Below are 26,567 nucleotides of genomic sequence, written 5' to 3' on the forward strand. Positions count from 1 at the left end.
AACATCTGAAATTAAGGGGGGAAGGATCTTAAATTTAACTATTTTGGAAACGCATACATTTCATCATAATAAGACCTGTAAGCAATCCAACTTCCAAGGAGGGGCAATACATGGGGGTCTTGAAGAGGAAAAAATTATGGGGATCCGTTTCACTCGTTCTGGCAATTAGCCTGGCGCTGGTAGGTTGCAGCGGTGAGGAAGCCAAGACAACAACGGTGGACGGCAAGGAAGTTTTGAACATCTCGGCTTTTATTGGTACGCCTAACCAGGCGCCGGCTCAGGATAATCGGATATACAAACAGATCGAAGAAGAGCTTGGCGTTAAGCTGAACATGGAATTCCTAGTGGGTGATCTTCAGCAAAAATTGGGGGTTATGATTGCAGGTGGAGATTTCCCCGATCTAATCACAGCAGATACGAAACTGGTTGCGGCTGGTGCCGTTATTCCACTGGAAGAACTGATTGAGGAGCATGCACCTAACCTGAAGAAGCATTACGCCAAAGATTGGGAGCGAATGAAGGATTCCAGCGATGGACATATTTATTGGTTACCGAACTATGGCGTTTATACCGGCGAATTCATTAGTAACTATTACTCCGGTCCTGCCTTCTGGATTCAAAAGGCAGTTCTGAAAGAAGCCGGATATCCAACACCTAAGACGCTGGATGAATATATGAAGCTGATTCGTGATTATGCTGCCAAGCACCCAACAACGGAGGATGGTCAGCCAACCATCGGATTCACTACACTTGCATCCGACTGGAGAACGTTCCCGTTGCTTAACCCACCAGAGCATCTGACGGGTCATCCGAATGATGGCGGTGTTGTTGTAGATGACAATGGGGTGGCAAGTGTATTCGCGGATAAGGATATCTCCAAACGTTATTATAAAGAGCTGAACAGTCTATATAATGATGGTTTGCTTGATAAGGAAGCCTTTGTACAAAACTATGACCAATACTTGGCCAAAATCTCCTCCGGGCGGGTTATCGGCATGTTCGACCAGCACTGGAACTTCCAGCAGGGTGAAGACCCACTCGTAGCTCAGGGCAAAATCAGTCAAACCTATGTCGGCTTACCGCTTGTATACGATACAAGCATTAAGGATCACTATTTAGATCGTCCGGTCATTAACCTGAATAACGGCTTTGGTATTAGTAAAGATGCCAAAGATCCGGTAGCAGTCCTCAAGTTCCTTGATGCACTCATGGATGAGAAATATCAGAAGCTGCTGTCCTGGGGTGAAGAAGGCGTGGATTACATGGTGAACGAAGAAGGTCGATTCTATCGCACACCAGAGCAGCGCACAGAGCAGGAAGACCCAGCTTGGAGACTGGCTAACAAAGCGGAAGGCTTTTACGGTGCAGCACCCAAGATGGAAGGAACCTTTGAAGACGGCAATGCGATCGGAGCAACGAATCAACCAGAAGAGTTCTATGACGGTTTGAAGCCAGAGGATAAAGAGTTGCTCGATGCTTACGGTTACAAAACATGGAGTGATTTCTTCTCTCCTGCACCTGAGAACCCAGTGTATTATCCAGCATGGCAAGTGGATCTGCAGGAAGGTTCAGATGCTTCAGTTGCTAACAAGCAAATGACCGATACTTCCCTTAAGTTCTTGCCTAGAGCGATCATGTCCAAAGCAAATGAGTTCGATTCTGTCTGGAGCGAATATGAGGATGCATACAAGAAAATCGATGTGAAGGCTTATGAAGACCGAATTAACGAGCAATTGAAATGGCGGATTCAGAACTGGACAGTGGAAAAATAGAAAAAGTGAAATAGAGTCTTCCGGGAGGCGTAATTGGAACGCAGGAGCGTTTATTACGAGCCTTCCGGGGTACTCTTGCTAATCGCTGTAGCCTAATAGGAGGAGTGAAGGATGGCGAACACGCCTAGAGCCATACAGAATCAATCAGCTCCAACCGTTGCTGCCAAGACGTCTATGTTCAAGCGTTTACGTAGCCAGAAGCAGCTCATGTTTATGTCTTTGCCGATCGTCGCGTATATTCTAGTATTTTCGTATTATCCAATCTGGGGCTGGGTCATGGCATTCCAGAATTACAGTCCAGCGAAGAGCTTCGCGCAGCAGGAGTGGGTCGGACTTAAGCACTTCAAGTTTCTGCTTACGGACGACGCGTTTCTGAACGTGCTTCGCAATACGATCGCAATGAGTTTGATCAATATGATTCTCGGATTTGTGACAGCCATTTTATTTGCGGTGTTACTGAATGAGATCAAACACAAGCTCTATAAACGGACGATTCAAACGATCTCGTACTTGCCCCATTTTCTATCTTGGATCATCGTTACGGGCATTGTAGCCAGCTCGTTATCCGTAGACGGCGGGATTGTCAATGTTGTGTTGATGAAGCTCGGATTCATTGACGAACCGATTATGTGGCTCAGTGTACCGGAATATTTCTGGGGCATTGTCGGCGCTTCCCACGTGTGGAAAGAGGTCGGCTGGAACGCCATTATCTATCTGGCAGCCATTACTTCCATTGACCCTTCGCTCTATGAGGCGGCTGAGATCGATGGAGCGAATCGCTATCATAAAATGCTGTATGTCACACTGCCTGGAATCAAGTCCATCGTCATTATCTTGCTGATCATGAACATGGGATGGATTCTGGAAGCAGGCTTTGAAGTACAGTACTTACTGGGGAATGGGGTCGTTGTGGACTGGTCCCAGACCATAGATATCTTCGTTCTGAAATACGGCTTGCAGATCGGTAACTATTCACTCGCAACCGCTGCGGGTATATTCAAAACCATTGTCAGCATCACACTGATCTTTGCAGCTAACTCGCTTTCCAAACGCTTCGGTGAGGACCGATTAATATGAGGAGGACATATCGATGGGAATAAACAAGTCTCGGCTTGAGCCGATTGTCTTCCATACGTTTAACGGCGCACTGATGATTTTTATTGCAGTCGTGACCCTGTATCCGTTTCTGAACACACTTGCCATATCGTTCAATGCAGGTAATGACACGATCCGTGGAGGCATCTATCTATGGCCGCGGGAGTGGACAGCACAGAACTATCGAGCCGTATTTGCTGGGGGAACCATCTTCCAAGCCTTCGGGATCTCTGTTGCGAGAACCGTGCTAGGCACGGTGCTCAGCTTATTTCTGACCTCTATGCTCGCTTACACGCTAAGCCGCAGAGATTATATCCTGCGTAAACCGATTACGATTATCGTTGTACTGACGATGTATTTCAGTGCAGGTCTGATTCCAACCTACTTCCTAATCAAGGATCTGCATTTGCTCAACAACTTCCTAGTGTATATCATTCCGGGTTTGATCAGTGCATTTAACATGATCGTGATCCGGACGTATATTCAGACACTGCCGGAAGGGCTGATTGAATCTGCTAAGATTGATGGAGCCGGTGATTTCAGAACGTTTATCTCGATTATCTTGCCTTTATGTCAGCCTGTACTTGCTACGGTGGCGTTGTTCATCGCAGTGGGTCAATGGAACTCATGGTTTGATACGTTCTTGTACGCATCATCCAAGCAGAATCTGAGCACGCTGCAATACGAACTGATGAAGCTGTTATCCTCATCAATGAACTCCAACAGTAGTGCTGCTGTTGCTAACGGAGCCGATCTCGGCGCAGCTCGTAATATGGTTACACCTGTATCGATTCGTGCGGCCATTACAATCGTAGCAGCTTTGCCAATCCTGGTGGTGTATCCATTCTTGCAGAAGTATTTTGTGCATGGATTACAGCTTGGAGGCGTGAAAGAGTAGACGAGCGTCAACGTGGAAATACAGGCGACTTGAAGAAGCTGTAGCAAAAGAATAGTAGAATGAAACCGGTCATGGGATGACCGGTTTTTTTGAGCTTATGTAGTTTCTATATTGATTAATGGACGAAGATAGCTCATGCAATTTGGAACAAAAGGATAGTGAGTGTGCCTCATGCATGGATAATATGGTAAAATTTATATGAATAATTATCCTTTCACAGCTCAGGAGGTAACAATCTATGAGAAAAAGAATCTTGCCTATCCTAATGATGTTGCTCTTGTTGGTAGGATGCTCTAGTAATAAGCTATCGCTTCATGGAGAAAGTGTGAACTGGAACGTGAGTGTTCGTAGTGAAAATAAAAATGGCCCTATAAGCTTCATAATCCGATACATAGGGGAAGAAGATCAGCCGAGAAATGTCCGTTATCAATTTGCTGGACAGGCGATTTCACCGAGTGGTTCAATGGAGAAGCTAAGTGCTCCTTATAAGGAGATTTCATTTAAGAGTGATTCGAATGATTATGAATCTGAGATACTTCCGATTCCGGTTCACATTCAGTGGAACCGAGATCAAGAAGAGACAATCTATGTGGAGTAAAATAAACAAAGATGACCGACTATATATGGGTCGATATTTTGCATCCAAGGAGGTGTGCTGTCAATTGCTTCGACATCGTTTTGAACAATGGGCCAAGCGTCGAGCAGTTACGCTGCAATCCGAGCAGATTAAGACGGAACAGGTTCAAAAGGATAATGTAGATGAACGGCTCATACTTGATCCTTCCACGGGATTCAGGCATGAGTCGAGACTTGCTATGGGTCAAGTGACTGTCTGGGAATCGAGACAGATGGAGTATGAGGTTTTGAATATCGAGTCGGAAGGACTGATTTTGTGGAAGTATGTGGAGAAGCGTGACCATGATCATGAAGTTGACTTCGATGAGATCTTGCAGGAATATTTCCAAGCATTGAAGTCGGGGTGCAAACCCTAAATGTAGTGGGGAAAGTGACATAGTGAGCTTACTTTTCGAGCTTCCATTTACATCAACTCTGTAGTTGATTACACTTGAGGTATCGTAACTTGTTTACGCAAATTAATATCATCAGGAGGAATCCATCCATGCATCAAACTGAACATATTCAAGAAGCTAGAGATTACATATTAAGCAGAACCAGCTCCAAGCCAACTGTAGGTATGATACTCGGTTCAGGACTGGGCGCTCTCGCTGATGAAATTCAGAACGCAACGGTCATTCCGTATAGTGAAATCCCATACTTTGCTAAATCCGAGGCTGTGGGTCATGCCAACGAACTGGTCATTGGAGAACTGATGGGCAAAACCGTTGTTGCGATGAAGGGACGTCTTCATTATTATGAAGGCTTTACACTGGAGGAAGTGACGTTCCCGGTACGTATGATGAAAGCATTAGGTGTAGAGCAATTGATTATCACCAATGCTTGCGGCGCGATCAATACAAGCTTCGAACCCGGTCAGCTTATGATTATTACAGATCATATTAACCTGGTAGGTAACAATCCACTGATGGGGCCAAACAATCCGGAACTGGGCACACGTTTCCCAGATTTGTCCCAAGTGTACAACCCGGAATTGCGCAGTATTGCGCTGCGTGTCGCAGATGAGCAGAAGGTTAGCTTGCAGCAAGGCGTCTATGCTTGGTGGAGCGGTCCAGCCTACGAGACCCCAGCGGAGATTCGCATGATCCGTACGATGGGTGCAGATGCAGTAGGCATGTCGACTGTACCTGAAGCCATTATTGCGGTTCATGGGGGCATGAAAGTGTTGGGTATTTCATGTCTTACTAATATGGCCTGCGGTATTTTGGATCAGCCGCTTAATCACGAAGAAGTCATCGAAGTTGCTGCCAAAGTAAAAACAACGTTCACGGGACTTGTCAAAGGTATTCTGCAAGAGATGTAATCGGAAGAGCTGCATCTCTCCCAATATTGTAAGTTGGTGATTATAAGGGCATTGTCCAAGATGGAGTGAATCTGTCTGGGCAATGCTTTTATGTGCATATTTTTATTGAAAAAAGTTTACATAAATGATGAGTCCATTTGCATAGCAAAATGAGCGGAAGTTCACTCGTGTTTTCACTTCTCCTATTGTACAGTTGTAGGATATGGGAACGTGAAGATCCATGAAAGTGAGGTATCTTAAGTGCAGAACATTAGAAGAACGAAGCAGATTGAAGGCACAACAACACCTGGCATCATACATAATGGCGGACATCATTTTCTCATACCGGTGCAGATTTATGAAGACGGCATGATTAATTGCTGGGAACTGGTTGATCTGAAAGAGCTGAAGCAGAAAATTGAGAAGTATTGGTTAGGCCCTGATGTACCTGTTGGAGAGACGATCTCCATCCATGGATTAGGTGCTTACCGAGTGGAGCAAGCGAACTGGACGCATAACAATAGCAGTTATTATGAACATATTGAGCGTAAGGTCAGAGCGCTTAATCCCGAATTTCGTAATATATTCGAAGTCACACCACGTCTACAACAACTGAAGGAGAATAGAAGGGTGTCACCTTCGCCGCAAGCCGTTGATTTTGCAGTAGTGCAGGAACTGTTCTATGAGACGATTCAAGGCGATGGCTTCTCTATTTTCATGAAATACGAAGGGCAGCATTACCTGGTTCATCTGGTGGTATATGAGAATGGTAAGGTGGTGATCTATCAGTTACCTAATCATGTCGAGATGGCTATAGACGAATTGGCAGCGTGGTTTCAGGATGGAACCTTCTTTACAACGATTGATCGCCCGGTAGCTATACGAATACTGGATCTGGGAGAAGTGACGTTCTCAGAAGAGCAATATGCCGAGAATGTTGAGGATAAGTACCAGGAACTGCTGGATATGTATAAGAAACTGACCGGAGAACAAACAACGTTTGAAGCGTGTCGACATGCCTACCACATGTATCTGGAAGATCCGAGTGAATTCAACCGAGCTGTGCTGAAGGAAAAATATGAACGGGTACCCGAGCACCAACGGATGTATTTGGGCGATATGGATAGCCGAGATATGGATTATCAGCGAATTATATATTCGCCAGAGGAGAAGCGAGAAGTATAGCCTTTGCGTCTCAGGCAGAGGTGACCCAATCATAAGGAGGATGAGGTGGAATGAGTAGACAGGCTGAGCAGTTATGGCAACGTATCATTGCCAAAGGGACGAGCGTTGATCCAGGCTTTGAAGTGGCACTTCATCTCCAGCCGGGAGCGAAGGAGGAAGATTTTCGCTCTGTAGAGCACGAGTTGGGTGTGATATTACCAGAAGAGATGAAGGCATTATATCGTATCCATGACGGACAGATATGGGATATCGGCGGGGCTGCTTTTGTCCGAAATCTAACGTTAACCCCTCTTGCGCAAGTGAAGGAGAATTGGGCTTTTCTTCAGGAAGAGTTTGAACCCGATGAGTTGGAACCTGACATTGATGATGAGATTAAACCATTGCTCTGGAACGCCAAATGGATTCCTATTGCCGAGAATGGCGGGGGAGATTATTTATGTCTGGACACGGATCCTGCATCTTCAGGAAATGTGGGTCAAGTCCTGTATTTTTGGCATGATTGGGGGAAACGTTCTGTGGAGGCTTCGGGGTTATTTGCGTTTTTGGAGCTATGTATAAAGGAAGAGGACGACGATTAGAAACCTCGGGCGTGCCCCAATTTGAAACAACGAAAAACAAAAATACCAAAACAAAACATAAAAAGACCAAAACACTTAAAGCGTCGTCTTTGGAAGGAAACGTTTAAGTGTTTTTTTTTGGATGTAATTATTACCTTGTTATATGAATTTCGTTCAAAGACTTATGTTGTAGATCAGAGAGATCACCGTTCAAATGTTTCAGGTTCGGGAGAAACGCCGCAGCGATCGAACAGATGAAAGGGAGAAGTCCTAGAGACACAAATAGGAAGGACAGACCATACCTTTCTGCAACGGCCGCACCTGCAAAAGCACCTATGGGTTGAAGTCCACCACCAATTAAGAAACGAATAGAATTGACTCGACCTTGCATGGAACTAGGTACAAGTGTACCGTGTAACGAAGAGCTGAGAGAGCCGAAGAAAGGACCAGCTAATCCTGCGATACATAAGGCAATAAGTGCAAATGGATAACTTGGAAATAACCCCAATAAGGCATTACAGAGTCCAATAGCAGCTAGGCTGCACAGCATGACGGTTCGTCTTTTCTTGATCTCACCGATCCATGAGATTATGGCTAGACCCACTAGGGTACCAAATGCTGAAGCAGTGGTAAGGGTCCCCATAGCGGCAGCATCTCGGTATAGCACTTCGCGGACAAAAGGTATCATCATCGTCCAGATGGCGACCGACGACATGTTGCTGATGGAAACCATAATCATGATCGAGAGCATCGCTGGGAATCTCCGATAGAATAAGAAGCCTTCTCCAATATCCCGAACATAAGCTTGAAGTGAGAAGGTGGCTCGTGATGTTGTGGGCTTCTGCATAGTGGGTAGATAAAGCAGTGCAGTAATTGCTGCAATGTAACATATAGCATTGATACCAAGCGTAGGCAACGCACCAGCAGCTGCCGTTAGCGCACCGGCGATGGCTGGCCCCAGCAAAGCAGCAGCGTTACGACAACCATCAATGACTGCAAATGCCCGTAACAGTTTATGTTCACCAGCGACACCCGGTACAACAGCCATGGCTGTGGGCATAAATAGAGCGGAGCAGGCTCCACTGAGCGCTGCGGCAACGAACAGATGCCAGAGTTGCAATTGTCCTGTAATCCCCATACTCAGTGGAAGCAAAAGAGCCAAAAGCCTTACTGAGGCTAGTCCAGCCATAAACTTTCCACGATGCAGACGGTCGGATAAGGGCGACCCAAGCAGCCTGAAGGTCACCTCGGGAGTGCTGAAACTGAGTGCCATAGCCCCCATAGCAAGCTTCGAGGCAGTTAACTCATAGACCAGCCATTCCATAGCCAACAGGCCAAATACGTCACCTAGGGAACTAAGTGTAACGGTAGCTAATAAGCCATAGTAATTACGTTTGAGCATAGAGGTTCCTCCGCAGCATAATATCATGCATTTTGTACAGAGGGAGTTGCTTGATTTCAACTTTCAATATAAGCTCCAATCTGCTGTGAGAGGCTGTTCAAAGCGTCCAAGCGCAGACTATATTCCGTGTTCTTCTGATCATAATGTACAATAATTAGTCCGGCTGCTCGCAAGGCAATGAGATGGTAGTGTATCGTGCTCTTGGATAGTCCTACCTCACGTACGATCTCAGTAAAGGTCAATTGTTGACCAGCGAGTAATCGTAAAATGAACAGTCTAGTTTCATCCGATAGCGCACGGGTTAAGCGCAGTAATCCAGGGTTCGGTCTTCCCGGTTCAGTGGGAAGGACGTCACAAGAGTAACTGGTGAAGATGATCTCGTCAAAGATCGATGATGTGACAAATGGACGCGCATGGTATTGAGGGATAAGAATGACCTTTTTCAGCACGTCGTTAGGATAGATTCGCATGCCCTGTGTGGCTTGCTCGTAGACCTCTTGGTCATTTTCTCCCTGCAAACTGGCACGTCTAGTCATTGCTTCCTGCGAGAGACCATCGATAATTGCCGGATTAATGTTCTTAAAGTATTGTTCATCCCATTCACGTATCGTTTCAGATGTCCTACTGCGAAGATCGGGCAGATTAGAAGGTACAGACAATTTTAAGCCAGCAGCGATATCATACAATTGTCCTGTAGACAAATCTTCAAGCCAATCCAAAAAACCATTGACCGAGCGATCCCCAGGGCAATGCCATATAAATGGCGCAAGACTGAAGTTATCCGTGGCTTTCATCGTATCTCGCATGTTTTGCAGCTTGGCTGGTGCAAATTGATCCTGTACATCACGAATCCACTGTTTACCCGCATCGAGAGCCGAATGATTCTGTTTGCCCATAAAAGCGGACAGACTGCTTACACATTCATAAATGGGTGCAAAATCAACCTCTACTTGGTAGTTCATAATTGTGCTTCCTTTCCTTTCAGTATGTAATCTATCATTTTTTGTTCTATATTTATAGAACTGGTAATTTGTTTTATTATATACGAACGAATATATTTGGTACAACACAAATTTCCCATCTTCCGCATTTTTCTACAAAAATGAAGAGTAGTTTACTTACCAGAAGCAACTGCGTAATGTGAAAATTTGTAGTTCATTTAATGGCTTTGTTGCTTTAGTAAGCAAAAAAATAATGTAACTTTGTTTTCAACGAGGTATAGTGAGTTTCGAGAGAGAGGTGTTGAAGTGATTCCAGTTATGTTGCGACAATCACATCAGGAAGACCAGGAACAGCTTGCAGAATTAAGAGCCTTGGTTCTGTACGATGATCTAACGCGGTTAGGGAGATATGATGAGGTGAGGGTACGTGAACGTTTCCGTACAACATTCGACCCCGCCTATACGTGGATTATTGAAGCTGAAGGCTCTATGGTGGGATGTATTGCATTTAAGCCTAGAGCAGAGGAATATTTGTTAGAACACTTTTATATTCATCCAGACCATCAGGGCAAACGAATTGGAACGCAGGTGCTGAACATGTTACTGGATCGGGAAGAGATTCGGGGCAAACGAGTTACCTTAAATGTGCTGCAAGGAAGTCCAGCGCGGCGATTGTATGAGCGTCTTGGGTTTGTACTGGATACGGAAGATGAGGTTGACGTGTTTATGTCCAAGCTAGTTCCACAGGAGTCTAACCATAATCATTAAATATGTTAAACAGAACATAGATCCATTTATTTAATTGTTGAATGGGTCTATTGAACTTTTCTATTATACATTCACGGTGAGATATTCTAATATACTCTATAACCTACTTTTTATATAGGAATTATTGAATATGAGGAATGTCGATGGTTCATTGGAAACGGAATCTGTATATTCTGTGGCTGGGTTTGTTCTTCAATCATATGGCATACACCTTATCTGTCCCGTTCTTTCCACTGTTTCTGCAAAATGATCTTGGAATCCAGCAGGGGGTGGAGGTCTGGGCTGGCATCGCCATCTCCATTAGCTTTCTGATCAGTGGACTCTGTGCCCCGTTCTGGGGATCACTAGCGGACAGGTACGGTAGCAAGCTGATGCTGATTCGCTCAGGGGTCGGTCTGGCGATTGCACATTTAGCCAACTATTGGGTATACGATCCCTTTACCTTTATTGCTGTTCGGGTCTTCCAGGGACTAATGGCTGGCTTCAATCCGGCATCGCTTACGCTGGTTGGTACCAACACGCCAGAGAAACATGTGGGTTATGCACTAGGAGTCATCTCAACAGCTACAGCCGCTGGAAGCATTCTTGGTCCGCTGGCAGGTGGAATTCTTAGTCAATGGGTAGGTCTACGTGGCTGCTTCATTGCCTCAGGTATCATTACACTGCTATCTGCTCTCATGGTGCTGGGTGTCAAGGAATCACGTGAGCCTCGTAACATCGCTCGTTCCAGCATTCTAGATGACGTGAAGCAAGCAGCGAGCACACCAGGTCTTATGCGAATCTATGGGTTGATTTTGCTCGTCTCCACTTCAGTGTTAATTATTGAACCTGTGCTGACGCTGTACGTTGTGCAGATAGGTGGGGACGTCAGCCGTGCGACACTTAGTGCGGGAATTGTCTTCTCCGCGATCGGCATAGCAACGGTGATTATGGGGCCTCGTTGGGGACGGATTGGTGGAAGGATCGGATATGAGAAAACGTTGTTTATCGGTCTACTGGGTGGAGGCATCGGTAGCCTATTGCAGTTGACTGCGACGAATCTCATTTATTTCGGTAGTCTGCGGTTTGTGTATGGGCTTTTCTTCGCGGCTGTGTACCCGGCTCTTAATGCACTCATTATTCAATATGCTGCTAAGGAATTTCGAGGTAGAGCCGTTAGCTTAAGTCAGAGTGCAAGCCAGTTCGGTATTGTGCTAGGACCACTTCTCGGTGGCTTTCTGGGAGGGTGGACAGGTATTCCTTTTATATTCCTACTCACGGGAATTGTACTGCTCACTGCGGCTTGGGTGGTTAGGGCGAAGGAGTTCAAGCAAGAAAATGTCCGGCAGGTTGTGACGAGTGATCGTGAGACAACACTTAACAAATTATAGGGAGGGCTTCGATATGGCGCAAAGACAGTTGAGATTGGGAGCGAATCTAAACGGAGTTGGGAATAGCATTTCATTCTGGAGACATCCGGATATTCCGATTAATGCGAGTGTAAGCCTGAATTTTTATAAAAAACAAGCACTCAAAGCAGAAGAAGGCAAGTTCGATCTGCTTTTTATTGCAGATGGTCTCTTTATTAATGAGAAATCCAATCCTCATTTTCTGAATCGATTTGAGCCGGTAACACTCTTGTCTGCGCTGGCGGGAGCAACCTCTCACATTGGTCTCGTAGCCACATTGTCGACATCATACAGTGAGCCGTTTACGGTGGCTAGACAGTTTGCTTCACTGGATCACATCAGTCAAGGGCGTGCAGGCTGGAATGTGGTGACTTCACCGCTGGAAGGATCTGCCCTCAATTTTGGCAAAGGTGAGCATCCGAATCACGCGTTACGCTATGAGATCGCTGAGGAGCATCTCGAAGTTGTCAAAGGTTTGTGGGATTCCTGGGAGGATGATGCCTTTGTCGGGGATAAGGAGAACGGGGTGTTCTTCGATCCGGCGAAGTTACATACGTTGCATCACAAAGGAAAACACTTCTCTGTTCAAGGTCCGCTGAACGTTGCACGTTCCAAGCAGGGACAACCGGTTATTTTTCAGGCAGGCTCTTCTGAATCCGGTAAGGATCTGGCTGCTCGATCGGCTGATGCAATCTATACGGGACATGAGACGTTAGAAGAGGCGCGCGAGTTCTACCAGGATGTGAAGGCAAGAGCAGCAGCTTATGGACGCAATCCCGAAGAAGTGCTGATCTTCCCTGGCATTGGGCCTATCGTAGGCAGAACGGAAGAGGAGGCTGAGCGCAAGTATCAAGAGAGTGCTGAACTGGTCAATATTGATCAGGCGCTGAATTACTTAGGACGGTACTTTGAGCATTATGATTTCTCTCAATTTCCATTGGATGAACCGTTCCCTGATATTGGTGATCTGGGCAGCAACAGCTTCCGCAGTACAACGGACAAAATCAAGCAGCAGGCTCGTGAGCAAGGGCTGAGCCTACGCGAAGTAGCTCTGCTTGCTTCAACGCCAAGAACATCCTTCATCGGTACACCCGAGCAAATCGCTGACCAAATTCAGGAATGGTTCGAAGGTGGCGCGGCGGATGGCTTCAACATTCGTACCGTGGTTCCTAATGGCTTGGCGGATTTCGTGGATCTAGTCGTTCCGGTATTACAAGAGCGGGGCTTATTCCGCACAGAATATGAGCAGGATACATTGCGGGGTAACCTGGGTCTTCCGATTCCACATAATCGATATTCACTTGAAACTGCAAAATAGGTTCGAGCTTCTGTTAAGTGGCACATGAACACAGTCGATGGGCTTATTCCTTTAAGCTAGCTAGTTGGAACAAAAAAACAGGAACAAAGAGAAACCGCTCCAAGGCTGGGAACGGTTGAGATGATGAACATGAAAGCTCGATGTTGAATGTTGCATGTTAAAAGCTTGAAATGACCCGTGTGCTAGTGAAATGCGTCCTTATTGGTGAGTCATATTTCTCCGGTATTGGTATGGCGTGACGCCGTACTCCTGTTTGAACAACTGAATGAAATATTGAATCTTACGGTAACCGATCATTTGCGCGATATCAGCTATTCGGAGTTCGGAATCCTGGAGCAGCTGGGAAGCCTTCTCCAGCCGTTTTCTCGAAATGTAGTTGGACACGTTTTCTCCCGTCTCTTGTTTGAACAGCTTGGAAAAGTAGACCGGATGAAGATGAGCAACTTTCCCTAATTCATCCAGGCTAAGAGCGTGGGAAAGGTGGTCTTCAATGTATCTTCGTACTTTATCAACGATCGTTTGAATGGACATTTGTTTGTTGATACGGATTCTGCTGAATGTATCGATGAGAATTGGCCCGAACTTGTCGGGATCTTGAAGCCGATGGAATATCCAATCGGCTATTTTTGTTGTATCCTGATTTTTGTCCTTAAGATAGATCGACGTGATGATCTCCATTAGATAGATTCGTTTATGTTTTCTATCAGCGATTCGCTCATACGTATGTATGATATTGCCCATCGTTTCCGAATCACTTTCCACCGAAGAAAGGGCCCCTAACCCAACAAAATCGCTAGAGCTTACGTCTTCATTCAGAAAAAAATGATAGAATTGTTCCCGTGTCTCATTCCGGTTGGTCAATGCGAACGGTGAGGACAAGATCGCTTGATTCAACTCGGTAGCGAGTCTTCGTGCTGCTTCTTCGGGTATACAGGCGACCAGATGTGATCCTGAAGTCCAAACGAATGGATTAGATGGTTCGGCAACAGTGTGCCTGATACGTGCTACATCTGCTTCCGTGTAATGCTCAAGCTTGAAGTAGCAATAACGAGTTTCTCCTAAACATGCTGTGTATACATCATACTCTTCCTTTAAAGTTTCGTTCTGAGCAAGTAGCGAGAGTAGATAGCCCATACCATTGAAGTGTTCCCAATTGACGGCGTGAACAGGGCGTGATTTCTGAATTTTTTGAATGGCTTTGGACATCGCTTTCTCCACGTCGTCTTTATCAACTGGTTTAAGTAAATAGTCCAAAGCCCCGAGACGGATGCCTTGCTGTGCATAATCAAACTCGGAATATCCGGAGAGGATGATGACTTTGGTTGCCAAGTCGTTCTGATGAATGTGGTGCAGCAGATCGATTCCCGAAACCTCAGGCATGCGAATATCCGTAATCAAAATATCGATCATGCTTCCATTCAACATTTCTCTCGCTTCGATGGAATTGGTCGTTGTCTCAATCTGATGAATACCGAAGGAACGCCAATCCACCAAATGCTTCATATACTCCACGACATAATGCCCATCATCAACAATTAACAGCTTCATATACGCTCTCCTTTCTCTGTTGGAACGTGAATCATCAGCAGGACAGATAGCCCGCCCCAGTCATTGGTTGAAAATGCTAGCCCACTACGCTCGCCATACGTATTTTTTAAACGCCGGTTAACATTCCACAGACCCACACCTCGGGTTCCTTCAGGCGGGGTGTCACTATCAAGCTGAGTTTCTAGCTTTCGAATTTCATCCGGTGTAAGACCTTTTCCGTCATCGGATACCCGAATGAGAATGACTTCTTCTGATTGCTTAACATCGATGTTTACCCGATTGGCTCCCTGTTGACCTTCAATACCATGCTGAATCGCGTTCTCCACGACAGGCTGGATGATCAGTGGCATGAGTGGAAGGGAAGTAAGCTCTGGCGGAAGATCGATGGCATATTCTATTTTTTTACTCAGGGTCATGATGATTAAGAAGTGTTCTGCAAACTGCAATTCCTCTTGTAACGTGACTTCATGTTTATCCAGTCTGGTCAAGTAACGATAATATTCAGCCAGATGTTTGCTCATTCGCATAACAGCATCAGGGGAGAATTTGGCTACCGACATAATGAAGAATAAGCTGTTGTACAGAAAATGAGGATTAATCTGGGCTTGCAGCTGCTTCAGCTCCGCACTCCTTCGGAGTTCCGTCTCGGTCTTCAAGGAGACAAACAGGTCCTGAATCTCGGCTACCATGTGATTAAAACTTCGAAACAGGACGTAAAATTCGTTATCCGTATTTTCCGTAATTCGTGTACTATGATTGCCCTGCTCAACCTGCAAGAACTTTCGCTCCATTAAGCGAATGTTACGATCGTAATTCCGATAGAACGTAAAGATGACAATCAGACCTAGGGTCAGAACGGCTATAATACTGATAAAGAATACCTTTTGGTTATGATCAAGTGGTTTAAGGAAATCATTTGTACGCGTATAAGTGATCAGATAGGTGTCGAGTGGTTCTATATAACGGGAAAGAACATAGTAGTTTTCGGATTTCGTATGATAATCATATTTAAGTGTGGCTCCCTCTTGTGGTAATAGAAGATCTGAAATCGCTTTCAATAAATCATTATCTACTTCATCCTCGTCCCATAATCGGTGGTCATCAAACCATAGAAAAGCGTTCGAGCTATCATTGTTAACGGCCTTCTGAAGTAGGCTCTTCAGGTAATCATTGTTCAGCTTAACACCAACGACATATTGAACCGGCTTTACTTGCTCGGATTTTTGGATATAAGGGTAGGCTGCAAAATAATACAAGCTATCATCGATAATACGCCAGCCGGCTCGCTGAATCTCGTTAAATGGGAGTCGCGCCTCCAGCGAATTGCTGGTAGAGAGAAACGTTCCTTCGTTTTTCCAATAGATGCCGATGGATTCAATCGAGCGGCTAGACAGAAGGGTCTGGCGTAAGCGATCAACAATGTCATTTTTCTTCATCTGGGAATCGTAATTACTCAGCTCCAGCACTTGCCTCTGATAAAACCTGACGTCACTGTCAGCCGCAAACTGAACCCCGTACATGTTAGCCTCATACATCATTCCATCCAGAATGCCCTTTACATAATCAAGTTGGTTCTTGGAGGCTGTGATCAAATTTTCCTCCAAAGTCTTCGAACTCAATCGATTCATCACGAAGAATAAACTCAGTGTTAATAACAGAAAAAAAACAAAGAAATAGATAAAACGTTTCATGTACATTTTTCTAATCATGTGTATTCCTTTCCTACACGCAGAACTTGAAGTAAGACCAATCGCAATTCCATTTTCATCATAAGCCAATCTAAATAAAAGCGGAAGAGTAACCGTGCTTTAAAATGAAAGCGGTTTAAAATTGATTCAGATTGAGGTTATGATCTTCACATTTTGGCATTTTGACATGAAAGCGCTTTTGTTAAGCTTACATTACGAGGACGCGTCCCCAGAGCCATCACAGAGGAGGTATGCACCATTAATGAGATTGGTTCCGTAAAAACAGGCTCGAATATAACGCCCAGGGTGTCCCGGCGAACGCCTTGGAAAAAGGAATTGAAGAAGAGCTGGCCACTGTATGTATTGTGTATTCCCGCGTTCGTATTTGTTTGTATCTTTTCGTATGGTCCGATGGTCGGTCTGCTCATGGCTTTTCAGGATTACAAACCATGGCTCGGGATCTCAGGTTCCCGCTGGATCGGGCTGGACAATTTCGAAAGAATCTTCCGGTATGATGAAGCAACGCAAGCCATTATCAATACGTTAATTATCGCCGTTTCCAAAATTATCGTGGGTATTATCGTTCCAATCATCATGGCTATTTTGCTGAGCGAGCTGCGGAATGTTGGCATTAAGAAAAGTGTGCAGACACTCGTTTATCTGCCTCATTTCTTGTCATGGGTTACGGTTGCAGGGCTCATGATTAACATCCTTGGATTGGATGGCGGTATTAACCAAGTGTTGATCCAGCTGTTCGGTATCTCTCCCATTTATTTTCTGGGTGATCCAGATCTCTTCAGATATACGGTGGTGGTCAGCGATGTATGGAAAAGCTTCGGGTTTGGCATGATCGTCTATCTGGCGACCATTGCAGGCATCAATCCTTCGTATTATGAGGCGGCCGAAATTGACGGTGCGACACGTCGCCAGCAAATTTTATACGTTACCCTGCCAAGTATGTTGCCAATGATTATTGTCATTTCTACGCTCAGTCTGGGAAATATTCTGGACGCAGGGTTTGATCAGGTGTTCAACCTCTACAACCCACTTGTCTACAGTACGGGAGATATTATTGACACCTATGTTTATCGTTCTTCCTTGTTGAATGGGCAATACGGATTCGGTACAGCGGTAGGGTTGTTCAAATCGGGGATCAGTCTAATCTTGATCGTCGTATCCTATAGGCTGGCCTATAAGTATGCCAACTACAAAATATTCTAAATAGTACGTATTCAAAAGCGGACTTTTTGAACAACTTCTAACAGGGAGGGAGGGGCAGCATGTACCATAAGACGACAGGGTATAGAGTTTTCTCCGTATTCAATTATGCATTTATGATCTTGGCTGGACTGGTGTGTTTTCTTCCACTGCTTCATTTGCTCGCGCAATCCCTCAGTAGTAAAGCGGCAGTAAGCGGTAATCTGGTATCATTTTGGCCAGTCGGCTTCAATACGGACGCTTATGTCAAAACGTTTAGCAATTCCAACTTTATCAGTTCCATGTGGACTTCGATTCTTCGAACGGTTCTCGGAACATCCATCAGCATGTTTATTCTTACTTGCGCGGGATATGCGCTGTCCAAGGAATTCCGGGGACGCAACGCGCTGATGTGGTTTTTTATCTTCACGATGCTCTTCTCTGGGGGATTAATTCCGTCTTATATTTTGGTCACAGGTCTTGGCTTGAAGGATACCATCTGGGCGTTGGTCTTGCCAGGAGCTTTTGGAGCGTATAATCTGATTCTTCTTGTTAACTTCTTCAAAACGATTCCGAAAGCGCTGGAAGAAGCAGCATTTATCGATGGAGCGTCCTTTTTTGCAATCCTTAGCAAAATTTATTTACCGTTGTCACTGCCCGGAATAGCTACGGTATCCTTGTTTATTATGGTGGGGCACTGGAACTCCTGGTTTGACGGTATATTGTACATGTCGGATGCGAGTAAGTATCCGCTGGCTTCTTTCCTACAGACCGTAGTGGTGCAGAGCAACATGCAGAACATGGCGATGAGCCAGTCGGAAGTAGAAGCGATGTCGGAACAGAGCATCAAGGCAGCCCAAATTTTCGTGAGCACACTGCCGATTATTATGGTCTATCCTTTTTTACAACGATATTTCGTGAAGGGAATTGTACTAGGGGCTGTCAAAGAGTAAGAAGAGGTAAGTATATGTTCGGGATTCATGCTTACATGGTTTGGATTCCGTAGTTTAGTATTCATAGCAACACCAGTCAAGCAGAGGGGGAATAGTTCCGTGAACAGAAAAAGTGTGATGTGGAAAATGTTAAGTACAATCATGTTGTCAGCACTTGTCGTCGCCGGTTGTAGCAGTGGAGAGAGCAATAACGTTGCTACGCCAGAATCCGTGCTGAAGGATGGAAAGTATGATCCGCCATTGACCATGACGATTGCCAAACAACAGGATGAGAATTCGGGCAAATACATCAACGGCGAAAGCCTGAATGACAATGTGTTAACTCGCTGGGGCGAGGAAAAGCTCGGCATTAAGATCGAAACTACGCTGCTTGGGGGTGATGCTTCACAATATAATACCAAGTTACGGCTTGCACTAACGGGTTCAGAGAAGCTGCCAGACGTTCTACCGGTCTATGACACAATGCTGATTAACGACTTGATCGAATCTGGACAGGTAAAGGAAATTACGGAAGATATCGCAACATACATGCCTGACCGCATCAAGGAAATTCACAAACAATATCCATCGACCTTCAATCCGGTTGTTCGCGACGGCAAAGTGTATGGTATGGCGATTGCGCCAAATCTCACAGAAGGTGAAGTCATGTTGATTCGCCAAGATTGGCTCGACAAACTGCAATTGAAAGCGCCAACAACACTGGAAGAGTTCGAGCAAGTCATTGCGGCATTTACGAATGATGACCCGGATGGTAATGGCAAGCAGGATACATATGGCTTTACTTTCTCGGGGAAAGATTCGTACAACACAGGCTGGGTGAGTGATCCAGTCATGATTTTCAGTGCATATACAGGTAAACATCTTCCAAGACAATGGGTTAATGATAATGGCAAACTGACCTATGGATCGGTCGCTCCAGGCAACAATGAGGCACTTGGCAAGCTGCGTGATTGGTACGCTAAAGGATATTTGAACAAAGAGCTGGCTACGCAGGGAGCATGGGACGCTTTGTCAGACTTTACGGAAGGCAAGGCAGGCATTATCGTCGGTCGACCTTGGTTATACGGCAGTGTGAAGGATGTGGAGAAAAATATTGAGGGTGCCAAAGTTGTTCCCTATCCAACCATCCAAGGTGTGAACGGGGATAGAACCTATCAGACTGCTCAATTGAACGATGGCGTATTTATGTTTAACAAAGACTTTCAGAACATGGAAGCCTTCTTCCTGTACTACGATAAAATGTACGATGCGGCGTTTGGCACAGGAGAATTTAAATACGGCTATGCGCAGGGATATGACTACGATATCGTCAAAGAAGAAGTCATTTTTGACCCACAGCAATTCAATACACCGTTAGAAGCCGTGCAAGGGGTCGGGAAAATGGCCTTTACGAAAAACACACCAAGCGTCGACGGCCCTGGTCAGTCTTACTATGATCTGGCTAATGGCGTAGAACCGGATACAGGTGTTCTTCTTCAGAGTGCTTCAAGGGATCAAACGACCAAAGACGGATATCGAATCTCTTATGAGAACCGGGATTCCTTGATACCCAATGATTTTAACGGGCCACCTACACCAACAATGCAAAATATATGGGAACAGTTGACCACGATGGAACAGGAGATATTCACCAAAATCATTTATGGCAATGAACCGCTCGAAGCGTTCGATACCTTTGTTAAGGAATGGCATGAGAAGGGCGGCGATGAAGTAACCGAGGAAGTCAACGATTGGTACAATCAAGCGAGCAAGACAGATGTCATGGCATTGATGAATCTGAAATAATAAGGAGATGACTCAGCGTGATGATAAAAAAATCAAGAATAGCAATCATTGTTGCATTTCTATTGCTGGCATACCATTTCTCTGCTGCTGTACCAACTACTCAAGCCGCTGGCGAAGAGACGAATATTGCTGCAACGCTGTTTGTACTAAAGAACGATTCTGAGGTGAACAATGCCAAGATCCACTGGGCGCCTGTTGACGGAGCAACCGGGTACGAATTGCTTCGATCCGAGAACAATGGAGCTTATCAGTTATTACAGACCTTAACCGGGACAACAACAGATGATTATGGTCTTCAACTAGGTAGCACGTACACCTATCAAGTGAAGGCGTATGGGGGAAGCTCCGTGATAACCTCCGCGGTTTCACCCGAATATACGCCATATGTGCTTCCAGCGAATCTTACGACGTTTGATAACACCACTAAGTCAACGCTGAACCTGCCGAATGAGCTGAAAGTCGGGGATACCTACTACAGATTCAACTTTGTGCAAAAGCCTACAGGTGGATTCGGTCAGATGATCCAACAGACGTCAACCGATGATATTACCTATGGTAACGATAAAGTGGTGCTATCTTATACCGATCATCCAGACTTAGCAGATAGCAAATTTGAGGGAATCAATATTCTATATCATGAGTCCACGAATAAGTTTGTATTTTGGGCTCACTATGAGAACAGCAGAGATTACACACTTGCCAGAGTTTCGGTGGCATCTGCCACACCTGGAGAAGAATTTACATTTCATAAGAGCTTCCGACCAGGTGGAAACGAATCGAGAGATATCTCTATTTTCAAAGATGATGATGGGACAGCGTACTTGATCTCAACGGCGAATAATAATTCGGATACGATATTGTATCAGTTAACCTCCGATTGGCTGGATATCGATCATCAAGTGTCTACTATTTATCAGAACCAGCACCGGGAACTGCCCAAGGTCATCAAGAAAGACGGCATCTATTATTTATTTTCCTCCCAAGCTGCGGGCTGGTATCCAAGCATACCGATGTACTCATCTGCCACAAGCCTCGATGGACAGTGGTCTGAACTACGCGTAATTGGCAATACCTCGACCTTCTCGGCACAGTCTGGCTCAGTTATGCGGGTGACGCCAGATACGGGTGACAATGTTGTGATGGTTGCTTATCGCTGGATGTTCGGATGGGCAGGCACGCAAAATGGAACCACAGAGGAACGATTGTTACCTGTTTGGTTCTCTAATGGATACGCATTCTATGATTATTTTGATCAGGTTCTCTACGATACGGACAATGATGTCGTCGTGCCTGTACAGCATGGAAAACTGCTGTCACAAGGGAAAGAGGCAACCGCACAAACGGCTACGGGAACGAAACCAGCAAGTTACGCCAATGATGGCAGCTATCAAACCGAATGGGTGGGTACTAGCGTTGCGTGGCCACATTGGTGGAAGGTAGACCTCGGATCGGAACAGCAGATTAATAATGTACAGATTTCATGGTGGATGCAAAAAGGCTCCGAAGGATTCTATAAATATAAAATCGAGACGAGCAACGATAATGTGAATTGGACTGTTGCATTGGATCGAACGGATAATAAATCCTACGGATTTACTTCGGACACCCTCTCTAGCACGGCTAGATATGTGCGAATCAATATGCAGGGTGCTACGCTTCACAATAATCCTAATAACTGGTACACACCAAGACTATGGGAAGTCAAAGTGTTTGGAGAGGACATTGAGTAAGCGCGCGACTGACAACAGAAGAGAGGTAACGTCATGAAGACAACATTAGTCAACGGTAGTCTCTGGAATGATATGAACGGTGAACCCATTCATGCTCACGGTGGGCATATGTTATATCATGAAGGTTACTATTATTGGTACGGTGAAGACCGAAGAGATGATAACTATGTGAGTTGTTACCGATCCAAGGATCTATTCCAGTGGGAGTTTCGGAATCACATCCTGACGACTTCGACTCCCACGGCATCCATTCGAGTCCGCACCAAGCTGGAATTAGTGAATGATGAGGGTGGGAAGGTAAACCTTGAGCGCCCCAAAGTTCTGTTTAATTCCGTGACTAAGAAATTTGTGCTCTGGGTGCACTATGAAAATGGAAAGAACTACAATGATGCGGCATGTGCTGTAGCCACCTCCGATTATCCGGATCGTCAATTTGTCTATCATGGGAGCTTCAATCCTTACGGGTATATGTCGAGAGACTGCACACTCTTCCAGGATAATGATGGAACAGCCTATTTTATCTCAGCTGCTAGAGACAATGCGGATCTGCATATCTATCGTCTTCAGGAAGATTATCTGAATGTGGAACGTTTAGTTTCGAAGCTGTGGCAGGGAGAATATCGGGAAGCCCCAGCCGTGTTCAAGCGGAATGAGAAGTATTATATGGTTACCTCTTTTTGCACAGGATGGGACCCGAACCAAGGGAAGTATACGATGGCGGATTCAATGGAAGGTTCGTGGAGCATGCTCCATGACTTCGGTGATGAGACGACGTATCGTACACAGCCGGCTTTTGTACTGAAGCGATCAGCGCAGGAGTACCTGTATTTTTCGGATCGCTGGAATGGGTCGGATTATTTTCAGTCCAGTTATGTCGTGTTGCCTATTGAGTTCAATGACGCTGTGCCCGTTCTTAACGAGTATGTTACGTTGACCTTGGATGGCGAGACGGATTCAATCCTGTTTGCAAAATAGGTTATACCGTACCTTCTGAGCCAGTCTGCTCATTCATATCCAATGCTATATAAATTGAACTAAACATTTACACGGAAACGGAGAGGACAGAAATAACCTGAAGAAGCGGAGCGGTCGCCTTTATCCCCGGATTTTCCCCTTTATAGAGGGAATCAAAAAAATCTGGGGATAACAGCGATCGTAAGGTTGTTCTGTCATTGGAGTGGCAAGTGTAAATATTCTTTAGTTCAAGTTATATAGATCGCTCTGCGAGTCGTTCCATGACTTGCAGAGCTTTTACGAGTTCTGGCGCGAGCGAGTGGGCTGGATGCCTTATACTGCACGTCTAATGATTAAAAGTATCTACCATCCATTTGAAGAATTTTTGTTTTTCTTCATAGTGGGGATAGTGAGCTGACTGCTTGTAAGAGATAAATTCTTTGTGCTCTGCTTCAATGTTGTCGAAGAAAAACTGGGCTGCATGGGAGGAGGTCATATAGTCATAATCTCCCATAATGAAATAAAAGGGCAGATCCAGCTTCGTAATTTTGGATGGTAAAGGATGATTCATAGCCTCACCGATCAGCACCTCTTGTGAAAATGTAATTCCTCTATTGTAGCGGATGGCATCAAGCATCGTATATTCACTGCTGAACGTCATTCCGAAGAAGGTGGCTTCAGGACTGTCGATCAACCTTGAAGCACCACCATATCGCTTCACGATATCACGCGGTACAAAGGCCTTCCCCTGTGTCATGGCTTCATACATCTGTTGCAACTGGTGTACGTCCTCATCATGACCAGCCAGTCGGGCTTGTTCCATCACATGATTCCATCCGTCCGTCTCGCTCTGCTGGATGTCCGCCATTTGTCCAACTCCGATATAGGCTTCATATTTGTCCGGTGCTTGCTGTGCAGCAAGCGTGCCGATGTACGTGCCGTAGGAATGACCCATCAAGATCACTTTCTCTTTTCCCAGACGTGTAGTGATGTAATCCGTGATAGCTAGTGTATCCTGCACTAACAAGTTAGCGGAGAGATTGGAGTAGTCTTCGAAAAAGTGATAGGACTTGCCACTTGCTCTCTGATCATAGTTGACTATCGTAAATCTCGTTTCTAATAGATCCTGAACCTCCTTAGCGTAAGGGATTTCAGATGCACCAGGTCCACCGTGTATGTATAGAATAACGGGATTATTCAGATCCTGACCCCGGATCATGATCTCATGATCTGTGCCATTGATGTTCACTTGCTCTAGTATATGGATACTGTTAGAACCTTCTATGGAGGATGTCCATGTTGGAAAATAAAGAACGGTAATGCTGAGTGCCAACACTGTAATACTCAAGCATAACAACATCGTTTGTTTCACCTTTTTCATAGGGTATGTACCTTTCTACTTCAAATTTATCCATGTGTTAGTTGCTCATGAATGTATACCCTTATGTTACTTGATCGGTGATCATTTCAAATCGTGCGCTGGTGTGACATTATCGTCGGTCTTGAGTCTTAGGCGGGATTTTGTCGGATTCGACTGTTGTTAGGTGTTGTGATGGGCAGTCTGGAGCAATATACGAGGAAATAAATAAGTAGATTAAGCGGTTTATGTTGATCGAAAATCAAGAGTTTCGTTAAATGACGATATGAATTTACATTCATATAACAGCGCTTAATGTAGTAAGCGATCGAAATGAGCAAAAGCGACAATTTTATTTATCACGTGGAGTCATATTTAGTGTTCTTAGCGAGTCACAGATCACGTTCTACGCGCTCTTTGGGGTGATATGAAATTATTTACAATTCATACACAATCCACAGATTTCCTTTTTACAAATCGCTCCTATAATAGCAATCGTACAAGGTGATTTTGAGTAGAAACGTGGAAGTCTGGGGGGATGAGCAAGCTGGTTGTTAACGGTCATTTTGCATCAATTCAATAGGTGATTCTCGCAGCAAATGATGCAAAATGCAGATCCGAGCAATGATATGTAGTACATGAACAGCAGGACACGACAAACAAGGCAAATTATATGGGAAAAGAAGGGTGAACATAGCCGATGTTAATGAAAAAGGCGTTAGTAGTTTCCATGGTAGCCACAGCGTTAGGCACTTCTGTTGTAAGTGCGGTCTCGGCTGCTCCTGCCGTGAAACCTGTCTCCAATGCAGCTCAGATCCAACATTCCACGTTTACCATAAATGGCAGTACCGTCACGATTCGATCGATCGTTAAGAACGGTGAGACGTTGGTATCCCTTCGTGATGTGACCAAAGCCATCTGTGCACAGACCGAGGTACATAAAGGAACCACAACGATCAAGTTAAATGAACATACTGTGCAACTTCAACAGAATTCTAAACAGTTCGTAGTTGATGGTACAACAACGAATCTGACACAACCGGTTACCCTGATTGGGGGAACAAGCTACGTTGCACTTCGTCCGCTCATTGCTGGAGTTGGCGGTACTCTCGTGAAGAGAGCGGGTGTACTTGAGGTTAGCACCATCCCATTGTTGGCAGAAGCCGAGAGTCCACGTTTTGCTGGAACGGACAAGCTGATTGTATCCAAAAATGACGACAAGGGCAGATCCGACTATCTCGTGAATGCAACGAACGGTAAATATGAATTGTTGTTCACGACAGACGGCGGATCAGATCTCGTTATCTCCCCGAACGGTGACAAAGCGGTCTATACCAATGCCGAAGGCGCCGTTTACACCATTGACCTCACCACCCAAAATTCAAAATTAATTACGAGTGATAACAGCATCAAGTCCGATCTGGTGTGGGCAGCAGATGGTAGTGCGATTTACTTTTTGCAAGGGGAAAAAGGATCGGTCATTGCCAAGCTGAACCTGGCTGACGGAGCCATTACCAAGCTGGTGGAAGACAAGGTGGATTATAAAGAGAATTTGAACGTTTCCGCAGATGGCAAGAAATTTGTTTATACAGTAACGTCACTTAGCAAAGTCACTTCGGATTCAACGAATGTTGACGAAGATAATGTATCGATTGATTTCTCGTCTGATCAACAGCAGATTTATTCGTATAACATGGGTGATTCAAAACCAGAAGCGGTGAAACTCACAACAACAACGGATGACAAGCTATTTGTATGGTCTGCAGATGGACAGAAGGCTTATTACGTTAGCGTACCGTCTACAGAGGGTAAGGCAACACTGATGTCTGTTGATTCATCCCAAAAGGTGAGCTTTGTGTATGCAGATTATGACGTAGAGCAAGCGATTCTATCGAACGGAAAATTGGTTGTACTTGCCGCTCAAGATGATAACAACAGCGTGATTTATTCCATCGATACGATCACAGGCAACCAGACGAAGCTATTCACGGTATCCTCGAACGTATCCTCCATTGCGGTTGTTGGATCTCAGATTGCAGTGGTGGAGAATGGTCAGGTGCTGGTGAGTTCAGGACAGGGCTGGAGAGCTGTAACAAAGTAAGACTTGAAAAAA

22 protein-coding genes are annotated in these 26,567 nt (G+C 45.1%); 17 read left to right on the forward strand and 5 right to left on the reverse strand.

What is annotated here, in order from left to right; all coding sequences use genetic code 11:
* Positions 1-110: 110 nt before the first annotated feature.
* From M3636_RS00780 to M3636_RS00815, 8 genes are all read left to right on the forward strand, one after another.
* A complete protein-coding gene (locus M3636_RS00780) occupies positions 111-1,772 on the forward strand; it encodes an ABC transporter substrate-binding protein (protein WP_251380975.1) in 1,662 nt (553 codons plus the stop codon).
* A gap of 174 nt (positions 1,773-1,946) precedes the next feature.
* Entirely contained in the window at positions 1,947-2,849 is a 903-nt protein-coding gene (locus tag M3636_RS00785) for an ABC transporter permease (protein ID WP_251382465.1), read from the forward strand.
* A gap of 13 nt (positions 2,850-2,862) precedes the next feature.
* A complete protein-coding gene (locus M3636_RS00790; RefSeq protein WP_056701450.1) occupies positions 2,863-3,765 on the forward strand; it encodes a carbohydrate ABC transporter permease in 903 nt (300 codons plus the stop codon).
* 238 nt (positions 3,766-4,003) lie between these two features.
* Positions 4,004-4,363: a hypothetical protein gene (locus tag M3636_RS00795; protein WP_145408222.1), complete on the forward strand. Its 360-nt coding sequence runs from the start codon at positions 4,004-4,006 to the stop codon at positions 4,361-4,363.
* 64 nt (positions 4,364-4,427) lie between these two features.
* A complete protein-coding gene (locus M3636_RS00800) occupies positions 4,428-4,757 on the forward strand; it encodes an immunity protein TriTu family protein (RefSeq protein ID WP_251380976.1) in 330 nt (109 codons plus the stop codon).
* Between the two features lie 128 nt (positions 4,758-4,885).
* On the forward strand, positions 4,886-5,704 hold the full coding sequence (locus M3636_RS00805; protein WP_145408224.1) for a purine-nucleoside phosphorylase: 819 nt from the start codon (positions 4,886-4,888) through the stop codon (positions 5,702-5,704).
* A gap of 240 nt (positions 5,705-5,944) precedes the next feature.
* On the forward strand, positions 5,945-6,868 hold the full coding sequence (locus tag M3636_RS00810) for a DUF7638 domain-containing protein (RefSeq protein ID WP_251380977.1): 924 nt from the start codon (positions 5,945-5,947) through the stop codon (positions 6,866-6,868).
* A 50-nt stretch (positions 6,869-6,918) separates the two neighbouring features.
* Complete coding sequence (locus tag M3636_RS00815) at positions 6,919-7,446, forward strand: SMI1/KNR4 family protein (RefSeq protein WP_251380978.1); 528 nt, start codon at positions 6,919-6,921, stop codon at positions 7,444-7,446.
* Between the two features lie 130 nt (positions 7,447-7,576).
* Here the strand turns inward: M3636_RS00815 and M3636_RS00820 are convergent, their stop codons facing one another.
* Both M3636_RS00820 and M3636_RS00825 read right to left on the reverse strand, forming a co-directional pair.
* The gene (locus M3636_RS00820) at positions 7,577-8,827 is read right to left on the reverse strand and encodes an MFS transporter (RefSeq protein ID WP_251380979.1); all 1,251 of its coding nucleotides are present in this window, start codon (positions 8,825-8,827) and stop codon (positions 7,577-7,579) included.
* Between the two features lie 56 nt (positions 8,828-8,883).
* On the reverse strand, positions 8,884-9,789 hold the full coding sequence (locus M3636_RS00825) for an ArsR/SmtB family transcription factor (RefSeq protein ID WP_251380980.1): 906 nt from the start codon (positions 9,787-9,789) through the stop codon (positions 8,884-8,886).
* 285 nt (positions 9,790-10,074) lie between these two features.
* Between M3636_RS00825 and M3636_RS00830 the strand changes: the two genes are divergently transcribed.
* The 3 genes from M3636_RS00830 (at position 10,075) to M3636_RS00840 (ending at position 13,242) form a co-directional block, all read left to right on the forward strand.
* Positions 10,075-10,536 (forward strand): GNAT family N-acetyltransferase, encoded by a 462-nt coding sequence (locus tag M3636_RS00830; protein ID WP_251380981.1) that lies wholly within the window; start codon positions 10,075-10,077, stop codon positions 10,534-10,536.
* A gap of 143 nt (positions 10,537-10,679) precedes the next feature.
* Positions 10,680-11,906, forward strand: a complete 1,227-nt coding sequence (locus M3636_RS00835; RefSeq protein ID WP_251380982.1) for an MFS transporter — start codon at positions 10,680-10,682, stop codon at positions 11,904-11,906.
* Positions 11,907-11,919: 13 nt separating this feature from the next.
* Positions 11,920-13,242, forward strand: a complete 1,323-nt coding sequence (locus tag M3636_RS00840) for an LLM class flavin-dependent oxidoreductase (RefSeq protein WP_251380983.1) — start codon at positions 11,920-11,922, stop codon at positions 13,240-13,242.
* A 198-nt stretch (positions 13,243-13,440) separates the two neighbouring features.
* Here the strand turns inward: M3636_RS00840 and M3636_RS00845 are convergent, their stop codons facing one another.
* Both M3636_RS00845 and M3636_RS00850 read right to left on the reverse strand, forming a co-directional pair.
* The gene (locus tag M3636_RS00845; RefSeq protein WP_251380984.1) at positions 13,441-14,790 is read right to left on the reverse strand and encodes a response regulator transcription factor; all 1,350 of its coding nucleotides are present in this window, start codon (positions 14,788-14,790) and stop codon (positions 13,441-13,443) included.
* On the reverse strand, positions 14,787-16,499 hold the full coding sequence (locus tag M3636_RS00850) for a sensor histidine kinase (protein WP_251380985.1): 1,713 nt from the start codon (positions 16,497-16,499) through the stop codon (positions 14,787-14,789). Before M3636_RS00850 ends, M3636_RS00845 begins: the two co-directional genes overlap by 4 nt.
* A gap of 315 nt (positions 16,500-16,814) precedes the next feature.
* On the opposite strand from M3636_RS00850, the gene M3636_RS00855 reads away from it, so the two are divergent.
* The 5 genes from M3636_RS00855 (at position 16,815) to M3636_RS00875 (ending at position 23,118) form a co-directional block, all read left to right on the forward strand.
* Entirely contained in the window at positions 16,815-17,699 is an 885-nt protein-coding gene (locus M3636_RS00855) for an ABC transporter permease (RefSeq protein ID WP_251380986.1), read from the forward strand.
* 59 nt (positions 17,700-17,758) lie between these two features.
* Positions 17,759-18,628 (forward strand): carbohydrate ABC transporter permease, encoded by an 870-nt coding sequence (locus M3636_RS00860; RefSeq protein WP_128103159.1) that lies wholly within the window; start codon positions 17,759-17,761, stop codon positions 18,626-18,628.
* A 99-nt stretch (positions 18,629-18,727) separates the two neighbouring features.
* Positions 18,728-20,413, forward strand: coding sequence for an extracellular solute-binding protein (locus tag M3636_RS00865; protein ID WP_251380987.1), 1,686 nt, complete (start codon positions 18,728-18,730; stop codon positions 20,411-20,413).
* Positions 20,414-20,433: 20 nt separating this feature from the next.
* Positions 20,434-22,143, forward strand: coding sequence for a galactose-binding domain-containing protein (locus M3636_RS00870; RefSeq protein ID WP_251382466.1), 1,710 nt, complete (start codon positions 20,434-20,436; stop codon positions 22,141-22,143).
* Positions 22,144-22,176: 33 nt separating this feature from the next.
* Positions 22,177-23,118 carry a family 43 glycosylhydrolase gene (locus tag M3636_RS00875; RefSeq protein WP_251380988.1) on the forward strand — a complete coding sequence of 314 codons (942 nt, stop codon included), beginning with the start codon at positions 22,177-22,179 and terminating at the stop codon, positions 23,116-23,118.
* 325 nt (positions 23,119-23,443) lie between these two features.
* Here M3636_RS00875 and M3636_RS00880 read toward each other — a convergent pair whose 3' ends face one another.
* A complete protein-coding gene (locus M3636_RS00880; RefSeq protein ID WP_251380989.1) occupies positions 23,444-24,478 on the reverse strand; it encodes an alpha/beta fold hydrolase in 1,035 nt (344 codons plus the stop codon).
* Positions 24,479-25,154: 676 nt separating this feature from the next.
* On the opposite strand from M3636_RS00880, the gene M3636_RS00885 reads away from it, so the two are divergent.
* Positions 25,155-26,555: a stalk domain-containing protein gene (locus M3636_RS00885; protein WP_251380990.1), complete on the forward strand. Its 1,401-nt coding sequence runs from the start codon at positions 25,155-25,157 to the stop codon at positions 26,553-26,555.
* The last annotated feature ends 12 nt before the right edge of the window (positions 26,556-26,567 follow it).

Source organism: Paenibacillus sp. MER 99-2 (genome assembly GCF_023714095.1).
GTDB lineage: Bacteria > Bacillota > Bacilli > Paenibacillales > Paenibacillaceae > Paenibacillus.

Bases quoted from the DNA above. Each gene is read 5' to 3' on its own strand.
- M3636_RS00780 (WP_251380975.1), top strand. From the start codon at position 111: ATGGGGGTCTTGAAGAGGAAAAAATTATGGGGATCCGTTTCACTCGTT.
- M3636_RS00785 (WP_251382465.1), top strand. From the start codon at position 1,947: ATGTTCAAGCGTTTACGTAGCCAGAAGCAGCTCATGTTTATGTCTTTG.
- M3636_RS00790 (WP_056701450.1), top strand. From the start codon at position 2,863: ATGGGAATAAACAAGTCTCGGCTTGAGCCGATTGTCTTCCATACGTTT.
- M3636_RS00795 (WP_145408222.1), top strand. From the start codon at position 4,004: ATGAGAAAAAGAATCTTGCCTATCCTAATGATGTTGCTCTTGTTGGTA.
- M3636_RS00805 (WP_145408224.1), top strand. From the start codon at position 4,886: ATGCATCAAACTGAACATATTCAAGAAGCTAGAGATTACATATTAAGC.
- M3636_RS00815 (WP_251380978.1), top strand. From the start codon at position 6,919: ATGAGTAGACAGGCTGAGCAGTTATGGCAACGTATCATTGCCAAAGGG.
- M3636_RS00820 (WP_251380979.1), bottom strand. From the start codon at position 8,827: ATGCTCAAACGTAATTACTATGGCTTATTAGCTACCGTTACACTTAGT.
- M3636_RS00825 (WP_251380980.1), bottom strand. From the start codon at position 9,789: ATGAACTACCAAGTAGAGGTTGATTTTGCACCCATTTATGAATGTGTA.
- M3636_RS00835 (WP_251380982.1), top strand. From the start codon at position 10,680: ATGGTTCATTGGAAACGGAATCTGTATATTCTGTGGCTGGGTTTGTTC.
- M3636_RS00840 (WP_251380983.1), top strand. From the start codon at position 11,920: ATGGCGCAAAGACAGTTGAGATTGGGAGCGAATCTAAACGGAGTTGGG.
- M3636_RS00845 (WP_251380984.1), bottom strand. From the start codon at position 14,790: ATGAAGCTGTTAATTGTTGATGATGGGCATTATGTCGTGGAGTATATG.
- M3636_RS00850 (WP_251380985.1), bottom strand. From the start codon at position 16,499: ATGATTAGAAAAATGTACATGAAACGTTTTATCTATTTCTTTGTTTTT.
- M3636_RS00860 (WP_128103159.1), top strand. From the start codon at position 17,759: ATGTACCATAAGACGACAGGGTATAGAGTTTTCTCCGTATTCAATTAT.
- M3636_RS00870 (WP_251382466.1), top strand. From the start codon at position 20,434: ATGATAAAAAAATCAAGAATAGCAATCATTGTTGCATTTCTATTGCTG.
- M3636_RS00875 (WP_251380988.1), top strand. From the start codon at position 22,177: ATGAAGACAACATTAGTCAACGGTAGTCTCTGGAATGATATGAACGGT.
- M3636_RS00880 (WP_251380989.1), bottom strand. From the start codon at position 24,478: ATGAAAAAGGTGAAACAAACGATGTTGTTATGCTTGAGTATTACAGTG.
- M3636_RS00885 (WP_251380990.1), top strand. From the start codon at position 25,155: ATGTTAATGAAAAAGGCGTTAGTAGTTTCCATGGTAGCCACAGCGTTA.